At 39.8% G+C, this 18,019-nt stretch carries 16 protein-coding genes and 1 pseudogene; all 17 read right to left on the bottom strand.

The features are described 5' to 3' along the window. Position 1: 1 nt before the first annotated feature. Positions 2–136 (bottom strand): annotated as a pseudogene (locus tag HMPREF1505_RS13505) (DUF4280 domain-containing protein); the annotation flags it as partial. Then, positions 97–345: a hypothetical protein gene (locus HMPREF1505_RS06705; protein WP_036923843.1), complete on the bottom strand. Its 249-nt coding sequence runs from the start codon at positions 343–345 to the stop codon at positions 97–99. The pseudogene HMPREF1505_RS13505 and the gene HMPREF1505_RS06705, both read right to left, overlap by 40 nt. A 67-nt stretch (positions 346–412) precedes the next feature. Next, entirely contained in the window at positions 413–1,039 is a 627-nt protein-coding gene (locus tag HMPREF1505_RS06700; protein ID WP_036923842.1) for a hypothetical protein, read from the bottom strand. Positions 1,040–1,282: 243 nt separating this feature from the next. Further along, complete coding sequence (locus HMPREF1505_RS06695) at positions 1,283–1,900, bottom strand: hypothetical protein (RefSeq protein WP_036923841.1); 618 nt, start codon at positions 1,898–1,900, stop codon at positions 1,283–1,285. Positions 1,901–1,913: 13 nt separating this feature from the next. Next, the gene (locus HMPREF1505_RS06690) at positions 1,914–2,165 is read right to left on the bottom strand and encodes a hypothetical protein (protein WP_036923840.1); all 252 of its coding nucleotides are present in this window, start codon (positions 2,163–2,165) and stop codon (positions 1,914–1,916) included. A gap of 27 nt (positions 2,166–2,192) precedes the next feature. Further along, positions 2,193–2,792 carry a hypothetical protein gene (locus HMPREF1505_RS06685; RefSeq protein WP_369758971.1) on the bottom strand — a complete coding sequence of 200 codons (600 nt, stop codon included), beginning with the start codon at positions 2,790–2,792 and terminating at the stop codon, positions 2,193–2,195. A 141-nt stretch (positions 2,793–2,933) separates the two neighbouring features. After that, entirely contained in the window at positions 2,934–3,614 is a 681-nt protein-coding gene (locus tag HMPREF1505_RS06680; RefSeq protein ID WP_036923837.1) for a hypothetical protein, read from the bottom strand. Positions 3,615–3,668: 54 nt separating this feature from the next. Then, positions 3,669–4,265, bottom strand: a complete 597-nt coding sequence (locus HMPREF1505_RS06675; protein ID WP_231480365.1) for a hypothetical protein — start codon at positions 4,263–4,265, stop codon at positions 3,669–3,671. Positions 4,266–5,323: 1,058 nt separating this feature from the next. Next, a complete protein-coding gene (locus tag HMPREF1505_RS06670) occupies positions 5,324–7,336 on the bottom strand; it encodes a fructose-bisphosphatase class III (RefSeq protein WP_036923834.1) in 2,013 nt (670 codons plus the stop codon). A 3-nt stretch (positions 7,337–7,339) separates the two neighbouring features. Continuing rightward, the gene (locus tag HMPREF1505_RS06665) at positions 7,340–8,497 is read right to left on the bottom strand and encodes a glycosyltransferase family 4 protein (protein WP_036923833.1); all 1,158 of its coding nucleotides are present in this window, start codon (positions 8,495–8,497) and stop codon (positions 7,340–7,342) included. Continuing rightward, entirely contained in the window at positions 8,498–9,736 is a 1,239-nt protein-coding gene (locus tag HMPREF1505_RS06660) for a glycosyltransferase (protein WP_036923832.1), read from the bottom strand. Between the two features lie 19 nt (positions 9,737–9,755). Further along, the gene (gene lysA / locus HMPREF1505_RS06655) at positions 9,756–10,913 is read right to left on the bottom strand and encodes a diaminopimelate decarboxylase (RefSeq protein ID WP_036923830.1); all 1,158 of its coding nucleotides are present in this window, start codon (positions 10,911–10,913) and stop codon (positions 9,756–9,758) included. Positions 10,914–11,059: 146 nt separating this feature from the next. Then, complete coding sequence (locus tag HMPREF1505_RS06650) at positions 11,060–12,376, bottom strand: aspartate kinase (protein ID WP_036923898.1); 1,317 nt, start codon at positions 12,374–12,376, stop codon at positions 11,060–11,062. 46 nt (positions 12,377–12,422) lie between these two features. After that, positions 12,423–13,169, bottom strand: coding sequence for a cell division ATP-binding protein FtsE (locus HMPREF1505_RS06645; RefSeq protein WP_036923829.1), 747 nt, complete (start codon positions 13,167–13,169; stop codon positions 12,423–12,425). A gap of 257 nt (positions 13,170–13,426) precedes the next feature. After that, a complete protein-coding gene (locus tag HMPREF1505_RS13335; RefSeq protein ID WP_197017506.1) occupies positions 13,427–14,161 on the bottom strand; it encodes a PH domain-containing protein in 735 nt (244 codons plus the stop codon). A gap of 49 nt (positions 14,162–14,210) precedes the next feature. Next, positions 14,211–16,763 carry a carboxypeptidase-like regulatory domain-containing protein gene (locus HMPREF1505_RS06635; protein WP_036923828.1) on the bottom strand — a complete coding sequence of 851 codons (2,553 nt, stop codon included), beginning with the start codon at positions 16,761–16,763 and terminating at the stop codon, positions 14,211–14,213. Positions 16,764–16,773: 10 nt separating this feature from the next. Continuing rightward, positions 16,774–17,535: a GLPGLI family protein gene (locus tag HMPREF1505_RS06630; protein WP_231480364.1), complete on the bottom strand. Its 762-nt coding sequence runs from the start codon at positions 17,533–17,535 to the stop codon at positions 16,774–16,776. Between the last annotated feature and the right edge of the window lie 484 nt (positions 17,536–18,019).

Here is an 18,019-nt window from a genome sequence, read left to right as displayed (position 1 = left end):
GTTATTCGCTTTCAACAAAAGAATTACTTCCTGTATCAATGAATGATATTCTTCCTCCTTTAGTACACATAAAGAATGACTGTTCCGTCAGTTTTTTCATTCCATTGATACTGTTTTTCTGAGTAGTTTGCTGCCTGCCTTGTGGCTGGGGAAGACAAGGAGGATTCGGAGAACTACATTTGCAAACTCCAAAATTGGAGAATTATCTAAACCAATTTCATCTTCCTCCGTCGCTACGAATGCTCCTAAAATACTTCGGAAACTTTGACTAAGAACTGTCAACTTAGTTTGCCCAGTTCCTAAAGTACAACACATAATAGCGTCACCAGTTACGATTTTTACCATTCTACTTTATTATAGGTTTTGTATCGTTCTTCTAATCTTCTGTTAATTTTATCATTATTTGAATTTATTATTCTCTCACCTCATTTATTTCCTTTGATATAACTTTACCAGTAAGAGCATTTATTTTTATAGAAAATACTTCTGTACTATCAGATTTCCATGTAATATACCAAATTGGAAGATTAACTTCTTCATCAATATAACGATTCACTTCAACATCTTTATCAAACAAATTCAACTTTAATTCTTCCGTTATAAATCTTTCAACTTTCTCCCATGGATAGTTTTTATAAGGAAAATCTTTGTCTATCGTTTCTATTAAATAGCCATCTTCATTGTATAGCTTCCAAATACCAATACTAAATTTATTATAATAGTATTGTCCGATTTTTTTGAGTGTCTTAGTTTTATTATAGAATTCTTTGTAAGAACCGTATAATTCGTTATCTTTCCTTGCATATTCAACAAACTCAGACCCATTGTCTCCTCCAAACTGACGTACTTTCCCTCGTAAGTAATCTTCAAAAACATACTCACTTCCTTGTCTTTGTGTGTAATATGTCCATGAATCAAATTTCTCGGTTGTTCTTTCTATTTTCTTATTCTTTTTAAAATCATTGCTACCTGTGTTCTGTGCTTTGCAACTGCTTATTATCATAAGCATTGCCAGTGAAATCATTATTTGTCTTACCATCTATTTATTACCTTTTCGTTATTGTCTGCTCTATTTTTGTTTTTACCCTTTTTCTGTGCTACCGTCGGTAAGTTCTCATGAAGAATATCCCATTGGGACTGCCATGTAGCCACTACCGGTATTGGGGTTTCATACACATCTGAATAATCCATATGTACAGCTTGAATCATCAAGCCCTAAAGGCAGCACTGTTATTTTCTTGAAACAACTTCTTTACAATAAGACGCTGTAAACTATCCCGTTCTATTTCTCTACCTCCCCTTCTACTTGATTAATTATCTTGCCGGTATTAGCATTTATTTTAATTGTATATACCTTAATACCAACTTGCCACCGAATTCGCCATATAGGAATTTTACTATGTTTGCTCACATAGCGATGAATAAAGACTTTATTATCAAACAAATCCAGTTTCAATTCTTCTTTGACAAGCTTCTCCACTTTTTCCCATGGATAGTTTTTATAAGGGGCATCTTGGTCGTATTCATCTATTAAATAACCATTCTCATCATACTCTTTCCAAATACCACAATCAAAATCATTATAATAATATTTTCCTACTAATTTAAGAGTTGCTGTTCTATTGTAATACTCCTTATAAGTACCAAACAAATCTTTCTCTTTTTTAGAATATTCTATATAATTAGACCCATTGTCTCCTCCAAACTGCCTCACTTTACCTCGCAAGTAATGCTCAAATTGATATTCAAGTCCTTGCCTTTCCATATAATAGGTAGATGTATCAAATTTCTCGGTTGTCCTTTCCGAAGTTTTGTTCTGTTTGATATTATTATTACCTTGTGCCTTACAGCTACTTATTACCACAAGTAATGTAAATAATGTAATTATTCGTCTTATCATTTTTATAATTTTATTAGCAGTTCATTGATATTGTCTTTCTGTGTTGTTTGCTGCCAGCCTTGTGGCTGGGGAGTACACCGAGGATTCGGGGAACTGCATTTGCAAATTCCAAAACTTGGGATATTACCATCCCTTTATTATCACCTTCTGTACCAACAAGAGCATCAGCTATCCTACGGAATGTCTGGCTCGTCACAGTTAGGTTGGGTTTCTCTGTGCCAAGGGAACAATACATTGTTGCTCCGTGAGTTATAATTTTAGACATAAACTCTGTTTAGTTCATTCAACCTTTTTATTCTATGGCTTGTAATATCTCTTTGCTGAGTAGTTCTCCATTCTTGGCATTCCATGTATAAGTTAAATCACCGCCTTTATCGGTTATGGTAATCGTCCAAAGAATAGAATCTTTTTCAAATTTAGCATTGGGCGCACTTATCTTGCCAAAACTTATGCGAATACTTGGCTCATCCCCTTGTTTCACGAACTTCTCCTGACCCTTTCCCGTTTTCCTGTCTATATACCCCTCATGCTCAAGCCAGCGCAGGATATTTATTGGTTTCAGGCGCAGGTTCTCAAACTTCTTGTCCTCATCGGTTTCTTTTATAAGGTTGCCTTGATTGTCATACTCGCGCCAAATGCCAATTTTGACACTTGAATGGCAAAGCAATTTCCCTTTGGATTTGAGAATACAATTCTTATAATAGTTCTTAACTATCATCTCATAAGTAAATGGCTTGATTTCTTGTAAGACAAAGCCATCCTCGTTAAATGACACATAGGTCTCAGTACCATTCCTCTCTACATATTGAGCAGATGTAGCACTCTCATAGGTATTTTTCTCTTTGATTTTTTTTTTGTAATATTGTACATCGAATCTTTCAGTTGTCTTCATTGTTGTTGCCTCCTTGTCTTTTTGCGCATTACAGCAAGTACAGTACAACGCAGTTAGTAATATTAGAATGAGATGTTTCATACTTTTATTCTTGTCATTATCTGTTTCTACTTATAGTTCTAAGATTGACGAGACTATGCCTTATTCATATAAGACCTGTGTTGTCTTTCCCAAGTATTCACCCGTTTCCGCATTGAAACTATGTGTAGTGCGCATTCCATGTTCTGTAATATCGATAGACCAACCCGCAGGGATAGTCTTTGACCCTTCAGCACGAGTCGACAGCCAAAAGTAGATGTCAATATTAGGCTCATCGCCCTCTTTTACGAACTTCTCCTGACCTTTTCCAGTTTTCCTGTCTATATACCCTTCATGCTCAAGCCAGCGCAGGATGTTTATAGGTTTCAGGCGCAGCTTCTCAAACTTCTTATCCTCATCGGTTTCTTTTATAAGGTTGCCTTGATTGTCATACTCGCGCCAAATGCCAATATCGATAGATGAACAGAAAAAGCGTTTTCCCGACTCCATGAGAACTCCGTTTTTATGGAATATTCTTACTTCTTTGTAGTAAGTAAAAGGAGGAATTGTTACCAAAGCATCATAATCCTTATCAAAATACACCTTAACCTGTGTACTATCTCTATCCACATAAATGGCAAAGCTATTGTCTCCATCTTTACCATTTACTTCCTTGATTTTGCTTTTATAATATTGTACATCGAATCTGTCAGTTGTCTTCATTGTTGTTGCCTCCTTGTCTTTTTGCGCATTGCAGCAAGTACAGTACAACGCAGTTAGTAATATTAGAATGAGATGTTTCATACTTTTATTCTTGTCATTATCTATTTATAGTTCTAAGGTTAAGGAGGCTATACCTTATTCATATACGACCTGTGTTGCCTTTCCCAAGTATACACCCGTTTCCGCATTGAAACTATGGGTAGTGCACATTCCGTGTTCTGTAATATCGATAGACCAACCCGCAGGGATAGTCTTTGAGCCGTCAGCACGAGTCGACAGCCAGAAGTAGATGTCAATATTAGGCTCATCGCCCTCTTTCAAGAATTTCTCCTGCCCCTTTCCTGTTTTCCTGTCTATATACCCCTCATGCTCAAGCCAGCGCAGGATATTTATAGGTTTCAGGCGCAGCTTCTCAAACTTCTTGTCCTCGTCGGTTTCTTTTATAAGGTTACCCTGATTGTCATACTCGCGCCAAATACCAATTTTGACACTTGAATGGCAAAGGAATTTCCCTTTGGATTTAATAATACAATTCTTATAATAGTTCCTAACGATCATTTCATAAGTAAATGGCTTGATTTCTTGTAAGACAAATCCATCATCGTTAAATGACACATAGGTCTCAGTACCATTCCTCTCTACATATTGAGCAGATGTAGCACCTTCATAGCTGTTTTTCTCTTTGATTATACTTTTATAATATTGTACATCGAATCTTTCAGTTGTCTTCATTGTTGTTGTTTTCTTGTTCTTTTGTGCAATACATGACAGTGAAGTTATTAAGAGCAATAAACACAAAGTATATAGTTTCATTCTGTATCTTATTTAATATTTATCTTGTATAATTCTTAACTTATCTGATACTGTACCATTACTTTTTATATTGTAATTTGTAGGTGGAAAGTCGTTTTACTCTTAGATAGAAATGAATGATGTTTATTTTTTGCTTTAGGATGTAAATGTAGGAAGATAATTTCAGATACACAACAGAGAGACATAAAATATAATGGCTTTAACATTTTGTAATCAATCTCTCTCTGCCTAATATTCTTTTGTGAGTAGGTTGTTTTAATACATAGTGAAAGCAAAGAATGAACAATAAAGAACTTGTCTATGCGTAATGTGCTGTAAATATTTTTCTAACACTTAAAAATCTATTAATGCTTAATTGGCTTCGGAAAGACGCCTAATTGGCTTGCAAAAGATGCCCTTTAAGCCCCTTACTAACGCCCTTTTGAAGGCTAATTAAGCACCTTTTGAAAAGCATCTCAGTAACACGCTGATATCAAATAACTTATGAAGGTATAAAAATCACAGGCTTTCTGACTCTTTACCTGACTTTTATTTGACTATTTTGTAATTATATTTCAATATAGCAAACATTAAGATTTAAAGTTCAAGCCTCAAATTCAAAGGGACTACGAATTACGCAAATTGCACGAATCACTTAGCAAAAGTATTCGTGTCATTAGTGCCATTCGTAGTCGTTCAATGTTCGTAGTTCTAATCATCAAGTTCAAAGTTCAAATCTCAAATTCAAAGGGACTACGAATTACGCGAATTGCACAAATCACTTAGCAATAAGTATTCGTGTCATTAGTGCCATTCGTAGTTGTTCGAAGTTCTAATCATAAAGTTCAAAGTTCAAATCTCAATGTTCAAAGGACAAGAAGTTCTAATCATAAAGTTCAAAGTTCAAATCTCAATGTTCAAAGGACAAGAGGTTCTAATCATAAAGTTCAATGTTCAAATCTCAATGTTCAAAGGACAAGATGTTCAAAGGACATTGTTTATACCTTTGGTGGAGTCTTACGTTCATGCTCGGTGAGGAAGCCGCAGCGGTAAGCATAGAGGAGTTCTTTGAGGGCTTCAATCTGCAGACGGAGTTCTGTACCCTTGTCGGTGTCTTCCACGCGTAGGCGCTGTTGGTTCATCTCAACAATCTGAATGGTTGAAACGATGTCTGTCCCTCGCTTGATAGCATCTTCTGTTGATGTGAAAGGCTCGTGCTGTACGAGCTGGAAACCACGTGAGTGATAAACGAGGGTGTAACCAGCAATACCTGTTTCCTTGTGGTAGGCTTGAGAGAAACCACCATCAATCACCATCAGTTTGCCGTTTGCCTTGATAGGATTCTCACCCTTGACAACATGAACAGGGACGTGACCGTTGATGATGTGACGGTTAGGCTGTGGCACATCAAACTCATCTAAAATCATATCGGCAATCTCCTCATTGTCGCGCATACCAAAGTAGTAGCCCTTCTCCTCATGATGAGTTTCCTTTTCTTCAATGAAGTAGCGTTCGAAAGTAGCCATCTTTGCCTTGTCGAAGAGCGGACTATCAGGTCCACACCATAGGAAGAGGAAGAAGTCGATAGCATCTTGACGTTCTTCTTCTGTCTGCATTTCATTGTTTGTCTGGAAGGCAGAGCGAATCTTCATACCTGTCTGATAAAGCAGTTCCTTACCCTTCAACTTCACACCTGGACCAATCTCAACCTCTTTCAGTTTGCCCTCTTTTGTGAGTGGGATAGAGGCATGATAAAGGAGATTATGGTTGAAGACGTTATACATACAGCCGTGGCGAAGCAGAGAACGAATATGACTGCGCAACTTCTCACTGCCGGTAAACGACTGATGAAGACGATCGATGAGTGCCTGTTCAGCCTCAGTAAGTTGTTCTGGATTCTTTGGGTCGATGGTTGGGAAGTTGCATGAACACATCTTATATTCCTTACCATCAAGGGTAATCGTACCCTTCTTATAGTCGATAGCTTTGAGCAAACGACGGTCGTTCATCTTCCAAAGCGGATGACGACTGATCATCTGTGATTCAATCTTAAACTGAAGGATACTGATAGCCTTGTGCATCTGTGCTGTCAGCGTCTTGCTACGTTCGTCGAGTGGATTGTCTTTCGATATCTTTGGCATGAACTCCTCGCATGGGTCATCACCATATACGTCCATTGCAAAGGTAGCCAACTGAATAAGGTTGATGCCATATCCATCCTCAATGGTAGCCATGTTCGCATAACGCAGGGCTATGCGAATAACATTACAGATACAAGCATCGTTACCAGCACATGCACCCATCCACAAGATATCATGGTTTCCCCATGTGATATCCCAGTTGTGATAGTTCTTCAAGGTGTCCATAACGATGTGAGCACCCGGTCCACGATCGTACACATCACCTAAGATATGCAGCTGGTCGATGACTAATCGTTGGATAACCTCACAGATCGCAATGATGAAGTCATCAGCTCGTCCAGTAGAGATAATCGTCTTGATGATAGCACTCACATAGTCGGTCTTGTCTTTGTCGTCTGCATGTTCGTGCAGTAATTCTTGGATAATATAAGAGAAATCATCCGGCAAAGACTTCCGAACCTTTGAGCGTGTATATTTGCTGGACACATCACGACAAACCTCTATCAGTCGGTGTATGGTGATATGATACCAGTCTTTGATGTCTTTTTCCTCTTTCTTTACGAGCTCCAGTTTCTGTTCTGGATAATAAATCAGAGTACAAAGTTCTTGCTTTTCTATGTTTCTTAGTCTTTCACCAAAGAGCTCATTAACCTTTCTCTTAATGTTACCAGAGGCATTTTTAAGCACGTGTTGGAACGCTTGATACTCGCCATGAATGTCGGCAAGAAAGTGTTCAGTACCTTTTGGGAGGTGTGCGATAGCCTCAAGGTTGATAATCTCAGTTGCAGCGTCAGCAATATTTGGGAACGACTTTGCTAATAGTCGTAAGTAGCGTTCATCCTTTTTTAAATCGTATTTCTTCTGTGTCATGCGTTAATGTCTTTGTACGAAATTATTTCTTTTGATGCCCTTTGTTTTCCTATCATCACGTGGAGGGACAGGCATGAATCCCTCTTTAAGAAGCACCTTCTCGGCAAGGAGCTGTATCATACGACATGAATAGCGATAGAGACGAAGGTGGCGGAGCGCGTCTGCAAGTCGGTCTTCGTCATAGTCATTATACTTTATAACTGTGTATAAATCAGCCAACAGACGTAGGGAAAGTTTCTTCTTTCGCTCTATCTGTCGAGTGTTTGCAATGATGGTTGCTATCTTCTTGATGATAGCATCTTCCTCATTGGAGTAGTCACTGAGTCGCTGTCGCGTCATGGGCTGGTTTCCTATCAGCTTATCTGTGTCAACCGAGGTTGTTTCCTTTGGTGACAAGAGTGGGAATCGCTGTATGGCAGCAGTGTCAATCGTGGGTGCATTGAGTTGTAGACGGCTGATACAGTTGTCTACAATCTCTCTTATTCCCTCGTCATCAGCATAGAGGAAGATTCTTCGCCATTGTTCTGGGTTCAGACTTCGGAGGTTCAGAAGTTGGTCGCTGGGCAAGAGGTTGTGGGTTGTCTCTTGTGCTAAGCCAACGTGTAACAGACTTGGAATTGCATCTTTCTCCATTGCTGTCATGGCGAATTGATAGCGTGTGTCAAGTACTTTACGATAGAAAGAAATCGTTTGCAGCGCCATGTCGTCGTCGCTCAACGAACTATTAAGAACGCTGTCTTGTACGATATCAATGCGTTTGGTCCATCCTAACTTTAGAATGTCTTGCCTTTCTTGCTCGCTACTCACAAGGAGCGCATCCACTCCTCTCACCATCTTCGCTTGATAGAGCAGTGTCTTCACAGTCTTAGTATACTTCTGTTCGGTCATTCTTGCTCTCTCATTGAGTTCCCAATGCGGTGAGAACACTACTGCACACTGCTTCTTAGTAGCCCAATTAGCGTGTGTGGCAGCTTGATATTCCCAGCAGGTATGAATATGAACGATGTCAGGTTGGAAGTCAGCAAGGAGCTTTTTGAAATCCCCTTGTTGTGTAATCGTCTTGACATCAGCATATTCTTTCTGTGCTGTGGTGAGTCGTAGAAGGTAATCAGAAAGCAGATTGCCTGCCTTTATACTGTCTATGTAATGGATGATGCGCATTTATAGTTTGTGAGATATGAAGTCATACTTGTCTGCACGATGGTATTTCAACTTATAACCAAGGTGCTTCCATGCGATAGCAATCTCGTATGGGATAATCTTCCATGCTGGAATCTCTATATCGAAACGTCTCAGTGCTTTCTTTCCAATAACTAAGTGTAGAATGATAGAGATGATTAGGGATAATCCTGCAGCAACAGAAATGGTCCACATACCTAATAGGAGAGAGACTGCAAGTGCAATACACTGCAAGAAGTAATTACCATGTAGTGCCGTTTGGTCGACATACGGGAGGAAACGATGCTGTGATGTACGTTGCAAGTGTTGGCGATTCTCCATATAGAAAAGGTGTTTGCCGAGCCAAACCTTCTCTGTTGGTGCCTCTTCTATGAGTGTTCCCTCAAACGAGTTTTCAAACACAAGGTTGTTACCACTTGCATATTTGTTTACCATGAAGTCGTATTCTCCACGTATATATTTGAGGTTTCCGCGGAATCCTTCCTCACTTAAGAAACGACTTTTGCGGAAAGCTAAAGCATTAAACGGACACGCATAGGACTTATTATGCTGATATTCACGCATAAAATAGCGTGCCAAATAATGTCTTTCGAAGTGTCGATAAGCAGGCGTTTCGTCCTCATAACGAGTGTAGCCTACCACGAGATCTTTCCCTTCTTTACAGTTTCGGGCTATAGCTTGCAGCCAATTGTCACCCGTTGGATAGCAACAGATGTCTGCCATTATCACCCAATCGTACTTCGCTGCCTTCACTCCAAGCGTAATAGCAAGCTTCTTCTTGCTCATATAACGTGATGATTCAGGGATGAAGGTGGTGTATAGATGTGAGTTAGATGCAAAGCGTTTCAATACATCACTCGTCTCATGATCATTCTGTGGCGCCACAACAATCACCTGAAAGTCTGCTGTATAGTCCTGATTCAGATAGAGTGGGAGGTTCTTTGCAAGCTCCTGTGCATTGTCATGGGGAGTGAAGATAATCGTGATAGGAGGGTAAGTAGGGAGTTGCTCTTCAGTGACACTTAGCTCCGTTATTGCTTCCTTCTCCTCCTCTACAGGCTCATCTTCCTTACTTATTTCTTCACTTTCGGATGTGGAAGTTGGCAGACCATACTCTGCAATCCTTACTTTTCGGAAGAAAGGATTGAGAAAAGAAGTCAGCAATGCTACTAAAAGCAACACTACTGAGATGATGATGGTCGTATTATCAAAAGTGAACATTTATTCGTTTCGTTATGGATTATAGTTCGTCTGAGGTATAGCCTACAGGCAGTTTCCTACAGTTATATTGCGAAGCCATGATTTCTCCGTATGCTCCAGCAGAGCGCATCGCAATCAAGTCGCCTCGATGAACGGTGTTGAGTTCGATTCCTTTTGCAAAGACATCACTCGATTCGCAAATCGGTCCTACCACATCATAAGCGTGTAAAGCGCCATCGCTTGATAGATTTTCTATCTTATGGCTTGCCTGATAGAGAGCAGGACGAATCAAGTCGGTCATTCCTGCATCGACAATCGCAAACTGTTTTTCTGTTCCTTGCTTCACATAAAGGGTGCGAGTGATGAGACTTCCCATCTGTCCTACTACTGCACGACCCAATTCGAAGTGGAGTTTCTGTCCTTCTCTTAGTTTCAGATAGCGTGCGAAGGTATAGAAATAAGACTTGAAATCAGGGATTGGATGGTTGTCAGGATTGTCGTAATCGATACCCAATCCACCACCAACATTGATATTCTTAATCTTTATATTCTCCTGCTCTAAACCGTCTTGTATCTCGTTGATACGGCTGCAGAGATGACGGAAATCAGTCATTTCGAGCAGCTGTGAACCGATGTGGAAGTGTAAACCGATAAAGTGAATGTTCGGCATCCTGCTTGCTTCAAGGATGGTAGGTAGCATGTCTTGCATGGCAATACCAAACTTATTCTCAGCTAATCCGGTGGTAATCTTCTCGTGTGTATGTGCTCCCACGTCAGGGTTGATACGGAAACATACGTTTGCCGTCTTACCCTTTTTCGCTGCCAACTCATTGATAACCTCTAACTCAGCCACACTCTCTACGTTGAAACAGAAGATGTCATGGTCTAATCCGAGGTTGATTTCCCAGTCTGCTTTACCCACACCTGCATAGACAATCTTGTCTGCTGGGAAGCCACAGTCTAAGCAACGCTGTATCTCACCACCACTCACACAGTCAGCTCCCATACCTGTCTGCTGGATAACATTCAGTACCTTAGCGTTCGCATTGGCTTTAACAGCATAGTGGACGATGAAGTTTTCATACTTTTTCAACTCTTTATTAATCGCCTGTAGTGTCTCTCTCAAGAGGTCACAGTCATAATAATAAAACGGAGTTTCAATCTTCTTGAACTTATCTATAGGGAATTTCTGTACCATGTGTTTTGTCTCCTGAAGTGGTGTTTATCTGAGTTGTAGAGGAAATCTACGCCCTCGCATGTCCAATTGTCTGCTCCCAGTGATGACCAGACGAGGGCGTTTGTGCCTACAATAAATACTTATTGTGAAATTTATCAGTTCTTTCTTTAGTTAAAGAGGACGGTTGACAATGACTGTAAGGCACGCTTCTTATCCTCCTCGCGAATCAAGAAAGAAATGTTAAAGTTGCTTCCGCCATAGCTAATCATACGTACAGGGATATCCTTCATTGCGTCAGTTGCCAATGTCTCAAAGCCAACGTTGCTCCAATCAAGGTCGCCAACAACGCAGACAATACACATCTCTGTGTCAACGGTTACGGTGCCATACTTCTTCAACTCATCAACAATCTCAGCCAAATGGCTATTGTTCTCGATGGTCATTGATACACCCACCTCACTGGTAGTAATCATGTCAATAGAAGTCTGATAGCTCTCGAAGATTTCAAAAACCTTACGTAAGAAGCCTGATGCACCTAACATACGACTTGACTTAATCTTGATAGCAGTGATATTGTCTTTAGCTGCAACAGCCTTAATCTTTCTTCTCACCAATGTGTTATCGATGATAGTACCCTCTGCATCTGGGTCCATCGTGTTCTTTAGACGAACAGGAATACCCGCATACTTAGCTGGTTGAACGCAAGTAGGGTGGAGAATCTTCGCACCGAAGTAAGCTAACTCCGATGCTTCTTCGAAGTTCAGTTGGTGTACAGCCTCTGTCTTCTCAACGACACGTGGGTCATTGTTGTGCATTCCGTCGATATCTGTCCATATCTGAATCTCCTCTGCGTTGATAGCTGCACCCACAAGTGAAGCGGTATAGTCAGAACCACCACGCTGCAAGTTGTCTACCTCACCATAGGCATTACGGCAGATGAAGCCCTGTGTGATATAGATCTGATAGCCCTGATTTGCTTCCATGATGGCTGTCAGATGCTCTTTGATATACTGACTGTCTGGCTCCGCATTCTTATCAGTGCGCATGAAGTCGAGTGCAGAAAGTAATGTTGCTTTGATTCCCTGCTCCTGCAGATAGTTTACAACCATGTTGGTTGAGAGGATTTCACCCTGTGCAACGATGCTCTTTTCCTCAAACGAAGTGAACAAATCCTTTGTGAAGGTGCGCAAGTAGTTGAATTCTTCATTCAAGAACTGGCGTGTCTTCTGCTTGTATTCCTCAGTAGAGTAAAGTTCCTCAACGTGCCCAAGATATTTCTGTTCGAGGTTGTTGATAAGTTCGTTTGCTCCCTCTGGATTCTTGCGATAGAGGTAATCAGATATTTCTATCAGTGTGTTTGTCGTTCCACTCATTGCGGAGAGCACGATAAATGTAGGTTCTCCTGACTTTGTTATCAAGGAAGCTACACCCTTCATACGTTCTGGTGAACCAACGGATGTACCTCCAAATTTCATTACTTTCATCATCTTCAATCTTTCTAAATGTGGATTTATGCTGAGTTCTATGCGCTTAATCGTTTTGTTCTGGCTCGTCAATCGTCTCTACTGGAGCCGTCTCTTCTGCTAATTCGCAAACTTCTTTCTTGTCGGTGAGTTGGTGAAGTTCGCCCTCATGACAGCGATAAACCTTACCAGGGAACTGGTCAATGAGGTTGATGTTATGGGTAGACATGATAACCGTTGTGCCTGCTTGGCATGAGTCTTTGAGAATGCTAACGATGTTCGCAGCCGTCTCTGGGTCAAGATTACCCGTAGGCTCATCGGCAATAATAATCTTAGGAGTGTTCAGCAAGGCACGTGCAATGGCAATACGCTGCTGCTCACCGCCAGAGAGTTCACTTGGCATCTTGTTCTTCTTGTCGGTCATACCCACCTGTGCCAACACTTCTTCAATGCGTCGTTCAATCTTTTGTTTGCTGGTCCAACCTGTTGCCTGCAAGACAAATTTGAGGTTCTTTGCTACAGAGCGGTCATGCAAGAGTTGGAAATCTTGGAAGATAATACCCATCTGTTTGCGGAGTGCAGGGATACGACTACGCTTAATGTTAGGCATACTCTCGTCGAGAACAACAGCCTTCTCAGCATCTTCGCTGTCAATATCCAATTCGCCATAGATGGTTTTCAATAGCGAACTCTTGCCCGAACCAACACGGCCGATGAGATAGATAAACTCTCCTGTTTCTGCCTGAAAGTCAACATCTTTCAGAATTAAGCGTTCATCTTGATATATGTTTACCTTCTTGTAGTCTATTAACATGATTATCTCTGTATGATTTATTATTGTCAATTGATACTTATGTCCATTGCCTATTGGCAAGGATTTATTCTGCAAAGATACTAAAAAACACTGTAATAGATGCAGGAAATAAGAGGTTTAACGCATTTACACTTTATTATGATTGTACAAGAACGACTTTCACAAACCAATATGGCTGTGAAAGCTGATAGAACCCCTACTGTTCGAGGCTCTAAATCGCTGAATACTTTCTCATCAGAGAGTTTTAGGTAACGCCGTTACTTACCTTTGGTTGGTTGGCGATATACGGCTCTCAACTTATTTGGGAAGTCAACCGACAGGGCTGAATCTTTGAAGTTAATGTAGATGTCTTCGTTGTTTTTTGTCTTGATATGTGTCACATTCGTATCGTCTGAATGTAAGTATAATAGCACATTCTTCCCTTCTTTTGTCTTGAAATGCCCCACATTAATTTCGCCAAGTGACATTCCGTTTGTTCTCATCTTTATGTCTGGCACCGTTGCGTTGCCGTCTACTTGTGTAATACTTGCTATCGGTATTTCCTTAGCGTATAACCCTTCAATAAACAACGTGTCATTTCTAATCGTCGTATTATTATCGCTGCCTGTGATTGGAAGGGTCCCGATGAGGGGAATCATACCTAAAATCACAATGATAGAGAGCATGAGTACGAGCAAGCCCTTCCCCTTCTTCTCTATCTTGTACAGCTGTAACAGCATGTAAACGATAGCTGCGATTTCTGGAATGAGTATGACGACAAGTTGATAATCTTCCCAATGAAAGGCAAGGCAAGCGAAACCACCGACAAGGATGAAGCTACCTGCTAATATTAGTGCTATCTTTATTCTCCTCAATCGTTTAAGTCCTTCCTCGCTTTTAAGTTTCGCTTTCGGTATTCTTGATCCAAAATTGATAGAAGAATCTGGTCCAATAGTGCTTCCGAGAACAATCAGCGGTAAGCTCATCAGCAGTATTATAATGGTGTCTATCATATCTCAACTTATCTTAATTTTATTTATGCAGTATCAAACAACTTAGTTATCAAGGTTTATAATAGAAACTAAGCATCAGCTCTCTACCTCTAATGTCTTGATTGCTAAAACTACTTGAAAGCGTATTGTTAAGTCCATAGCTATAGCTCTTATTATTAAAGACGTTATTCCACGCAAGACTCAGGTCGAAGTGTTTGGCTTTAAATATCAAAGTGAAGTCTTGAAAGAACATATCCTTAAACTTCTTTTGTGCTATCTCGTTATGATAGTATTCCGTCAAAGTTTCCAAACTTAAAACCTTACAAAGAGGTAGTCTAAGGCTTCCCTCATGCTTCCAACTATTTCGATTAGACGTTTTTCCGAAAGCAGGCATCTTCATCTGATGAAAGCCATAAGTAAGTTTATATTTTATATCGACACCCTTTATTAAACCAATATCAAGATCAGAGGTAAGTCTTAAGTTCTTTGTGTCGTAAGGCATTCGTTGGCTATTCTGAACCATATAACTATTCATGGCATTATATAAAGCCTTTACATTTAGCTTTCCTTTTAAGAAGCCTATGCCTTGTGAACCCATTAGGAACATACCCCAGCTATTGTATTTTGTTTCTCCTTGTGTCAGTGATTCTACGATATAGTTGCCCACAAAATCTTGGGTTGATGTATAAGGAGAGGTTCCAAACGACTTTGTTATGCGTAATCGTATAGAAGTGCCTTTCAGAGCATCGCTATAAACAACTCCTATTCCTACGCTTTTCTCTTTGTTTAAATTATAGCCTGCCAGACCTTTATTCATATATTGATAATCTTGCAGTACCAAAGTTGGATAAAATTGGGCAGCATTAATCTGCATTGTATTAATGGATGCATCAGCCGAGAATGTCCATGTTGCTGTAGCGTTCCATCTGATATGGAAGTTAGGGGAGAATAAAACTTTAGACTGACCATTATCTAAACTATACTTATAATGGTTGTACGACATATCGCCAGATAATGTGAAATCAAGGTCCTTCACCATATATTCAATGCTCGGATTGGCATAGAAACTTGCAAAGGTAAAACTACTTTTACCCATAAGCAGCCCTACGCTATCTGGAACGCCCACTAAATCAGAAGTGAAGCGGTGTTCTCCTGCATTTACTCCTATTTGTCCTGATAGAATAAATCTACCTATTCTAAAACTTCCTCTTATGTCCGTATTCGTTTCATAGTAATGTTGATTAATAGACTGCACCAGCGAATCGACATATAGTTGTTGCGGACGTATATCCATTATATTCTTTGATTGCAGAGTAACAAGGCGTTTGCCATATTTCTTCATTATACTGAAATTATCTTTTAATGTATAAATCGGAAGATTACCCACCATCTTATGAGGATGAGTCCCCTGTTCATTCAGCCATTGTTTGTTCCAAGAAAAGTCACCAGAAAGCTCATTTTTAAGATAATGATTTTTAGCGTTATTCTCGTATTTTATCTTTGCAAAGAGGTCATTACTTTTCTCCAAATACTGTTTTCTGTTTTCTATTGTCTTTATACCGCTATTTGTATAAAAGTCTGAATGGCGCAAAGAGGTAGCCTCATTGCGGTCATTGACAAATGTAATCTGCACGCTTACCTGAGAATTTTCATCTATACGCTGTAGCGCATTCAAACTAACAGCATGTGAGCGGTTGAAAAGCGAACGCCCCTTGAGCAATAAAGGCGATGGAGAAGGAAGGGCGAGCATAGCTGACAAAGGACTTTGTAGCTCATCAAAACTTAAAAGTTTGTCCGTCTCTCTCCTTATATTCTTGCCTATATTATTTGTCTTATAGGTGAGAATTGTCTGAAAAGAAGGCTTCAGGCGCATGGCAAAGGTTTCATAATTCCACAATCCTCCATGACTCTTTAGTCCTATGCCACCGCTATAGGTCGTCATCCAGCGTGCCTTGGCTCCTTGTTTCATCTTAATATTGATAGCATTATCGTCAGAATAAGTAAAATCATCTAATACACGGATAGGTTGATGATGCTTCATTACTTCTACTGTTGCGACATCCTCTTGAGGCAATGACTTTGTTGCCAAGCCATATTTTCCTCCCATCAGATTCATACCTTCTATATAGAAGTTGCTGATAGACTTACCTTCGTATTGTATCTCGCCATTCTCTTTATTCACCTCAAAGCCAGGGACACGTGCAAGAACGTCAGCCAATGTTCGGTCTCCTTCTTTTTTATAGGTAGTGAGTAGATATTGAATCGTATCACCTTTTATCTTAATTGGTTTTGCCTTTACAGTTATCTCCGATAACGTTTTCGTATCTTCCTCTAATGTGATATGCTGTGTAGGCATATCCATTGTAACCTTTAGTTCCTGCTTTTTATAGCTTATTGCTGAAATAGATAGAATATTACCTTCTTGTGCTGTAATGGTAAACTTCCCCTTAGTATCTGTCTGACAGAAATGTAATGTCTTTTTTGTGGTTGCATCTACAGTCTTGATAATAGCTGCAGACACAGGGTGTCCTCCAACGTCAGTAACGACACCTTCCACAATCCTCTGTGCACTTATTGACTGTACAAGTAGGATAAGCAAACATAAGATAATATATTTCTTCATCAGTAATGTCTTATTCTAACTCCATTTTTGGGAAAAAGGTTGTATTCTTTGGATAGATCGTAGGGTCTGAAGCCTTTTTTAAATAAGAAAGTCGGTCTATATCCTTATACTTTTTCTCCCAGAAATTATAAAACTTGACAGGTGACAATTGTTCTCTTTTAATGTTACTTGCAATTATGTCTAAATAGCCATCGCAATGTGCAGCTAAGATTAAACCGGGTAGTCCACCTAATTTCCACGGACCGAGCGGTAAAGGAATCTCCTCACTAAACCACACCTTCCAGTCTCGTCCACGGAAATGTGTGGTCGCCATCGTGCAATTAAAGCCTATGACATTTCGTGTACTGTCTTCGTGAATAACCCATTCCGGTGTGGGTATGTCTTCTGTTATCTTATAATGAGAGTCCCATACCTGTGTGTAGGTTGTCATTTTGCCTTCTTCAAGATTTCTATAAAGATAGTCACCATGATTAGGACTTTCTACCTTATGGGTAGTCTTATTATTATTGCGAGCAGCTTTTATCTTTTCATTAATTATCGCCAGAGCTGTCTCAGGGTTGCTCCCTAAGGAATCGAAGCGCAAAGTATGATAGCTAAAGTATTCACTTACATTTTTCCCTATCCTAAGTGCATAGTCATCATAACTGTTAAGATACTTTGTGTGATAACTGATTTCGAGTATGCTCGGTTCAATGATATGTGTCTCTTGTCCAAAGCAACTAAGCAGTGACAACATGAATGTGATACAGAAAGCGTATAATTTCATGATCATTAATTTAACGTGTTTAGGGATAGTCCTCTGCAGATTGGTTTCTTTTCTTTATAGGGCTCATTGATTAAGATATCGCAAATATATAATAATATTCAATACGGCGCAACTATTTGGCTCAATAATTTGCTGCGTATTATGTGAGGGGGATAGTAGTTGTGTTTATAGCTTTCGTGGACAATGTAAAATAAATTCACAAAGTGCTTTTTTATTGATGCTCTTTTGGCTTCTAAAAGATGCCCTTTTAGCTTTCAAAAGGGCGTTAATTGGAGTGTTACTAACGCCCTTTTGGAGTCCAAGTAAGCACCTTTTACTTTCGTGTTTTGCAAGTGTTTGGTTATGAGTTGGTTACAAGGGTGGTAAATGTAAGTGATTATTGGCTTTTTGGGGGAGAAATCTGACGATTATGTGTCAATATTTTTCGCAACCGATGAGGCTTTGTTTTTTAGAAAAGAGCAAAAGAAAAAGCGGTATAAAGACGTTGTAA

The sequence above is a fragment of the Prevotella sp. ICM33 genome (genome assembly GCF_000517825.1).
In the GTDB taxonomy this organism is placed as follows: Bacteria; Bacteroidota; Bacteroidia; order Bacteroidales; family Bacteroidaceae; genus Prevotella; species Prevotella melaninogenica.
This window is presented reverse-complemented; position numbering and strand designations above follow the sequence as displayed.

What these genes read in the sequence shown, in the direction of transcription:
- HMPREF1505_RS06705 (WP_036923843.1), bottom strand. Translation starts at nt 345, where the DNA reads ATGGTAAAAATCGTAACTGGTGACGCTATTATGTGTTGTACTTTAGGA.
- HMPREF1505_RS06700 (WP_036923842.1), bottom strand. Translation starts at nt 1,039, where the DNA reads ATGGTAAGACAAATAATGATTTCACTGGCAATGCTTATGATAATAAGC.
- HMPREF1505_RS06695 (WP_036923841.1), bottom strand. Translation starts at nt 1,900, where the DNA reads ATGATAAGACGAATAATTACATTATTTACATTACTTGTGGTAATAAGT.
- HMPREF1505_RS06690 (WP_036923840.1), bottom strand. Translation starts at nt 2,165, where the DNA reads ATGTCTAAAATTATAACTCACGGAGCAACAATGTATTGTTCCCTTGGC.
- HMPREF1505_RS06685 (WP_369758971.1), bottom strand. Translation starts at nt 2,792, where the DNA reads ATGAAGACAACTGAAAGATTCGATGTACAATATTACAAAAAAAAAATC.
- HMPREF1505_RS06680 (WP_036923837.1), bottom strand. Translation starts at nt 3,614, where the DNA reads ATGAAACATCTCATTCTAATATTACTAACTGCGTTGTACTGTACTTGC.
- HMPREF1505_RS06675 (WP_231480365.1), bottom strand. Translation starts at nt 4,265, where the DNA reads ATGAAGACAACTGAAAGATTCGATGTACAATATTATAAAAGTATAATC.
- HMPREF1505_RS06670 (WP_036923834.1), bottom strand. Translation starts at nt 7,336, where the DNA reads ATGACACAGAAGAAATACGATTTAAAAAAGGATGAACGCTACTTACGA.
- HMPREF1505_RS06665 (WP_036923833.1), bottom strand. Translation starts at nt 8,497, where the DNA reads ATGCGCATCATCCATTACATAGACAGTATAAAGGCAGGCAATCTGCTT.
- HMPREF1505_RS06660 (WP_036923832.1), bottom strand. Translation starts at nt 9,736, where the DNA reads ATGTTCACTTTTGATAATACGACCATCATCATCTCAGTAGTGTTGCTT.
- lysA (WP_036923830.1), bottom strand. Translation starts at nt 10,913, where the DNA reads ATGGTACAGAAATTCCCTATAGATAAGTTCAAGAAGATTGAAACTCCG.
- HMPREF1505_RS06650 (WP_036923898.1), bottom strand. Translation starts at nt 12,376, where the DNA reads ATGAAAGTAATGAAATTTGGAGGTACATCCGTTGGTTCACCAGAACGT.
- HMPREF1505_RS06645 (WP_036923829.1), bottom strand. Translation starts at nt 13,169, where the DNA reads ATGTTAATAGACTACAAGAAGGTAAACATATATCAAGATGAACGCTTA.
- HMPREF1505_RS13335 (WP_197017506.1), bottom strand. Translation starts at nt 14,161, where the DNA reads ATGATAGACACCATTATAATACTGCTGATGAGCTTACCGCTGATTGTT.
- HMPREF1505_RS06635 (WP_036923828.1), bottom strand. Translation starts at nt 16,763, where the DNA reads ATGAAGAAATATATTATCTTATGTTTGCTTATCCTACTTGTACAGTCA.
- HMPREF1505_RS06630 (WP_231480364.1), bottom strand. Translation starts at nt 17,535, where the DNA reads ATGATCATGAAATTATACGCTTTCTGTATCACATTCATGTTGTCACTG.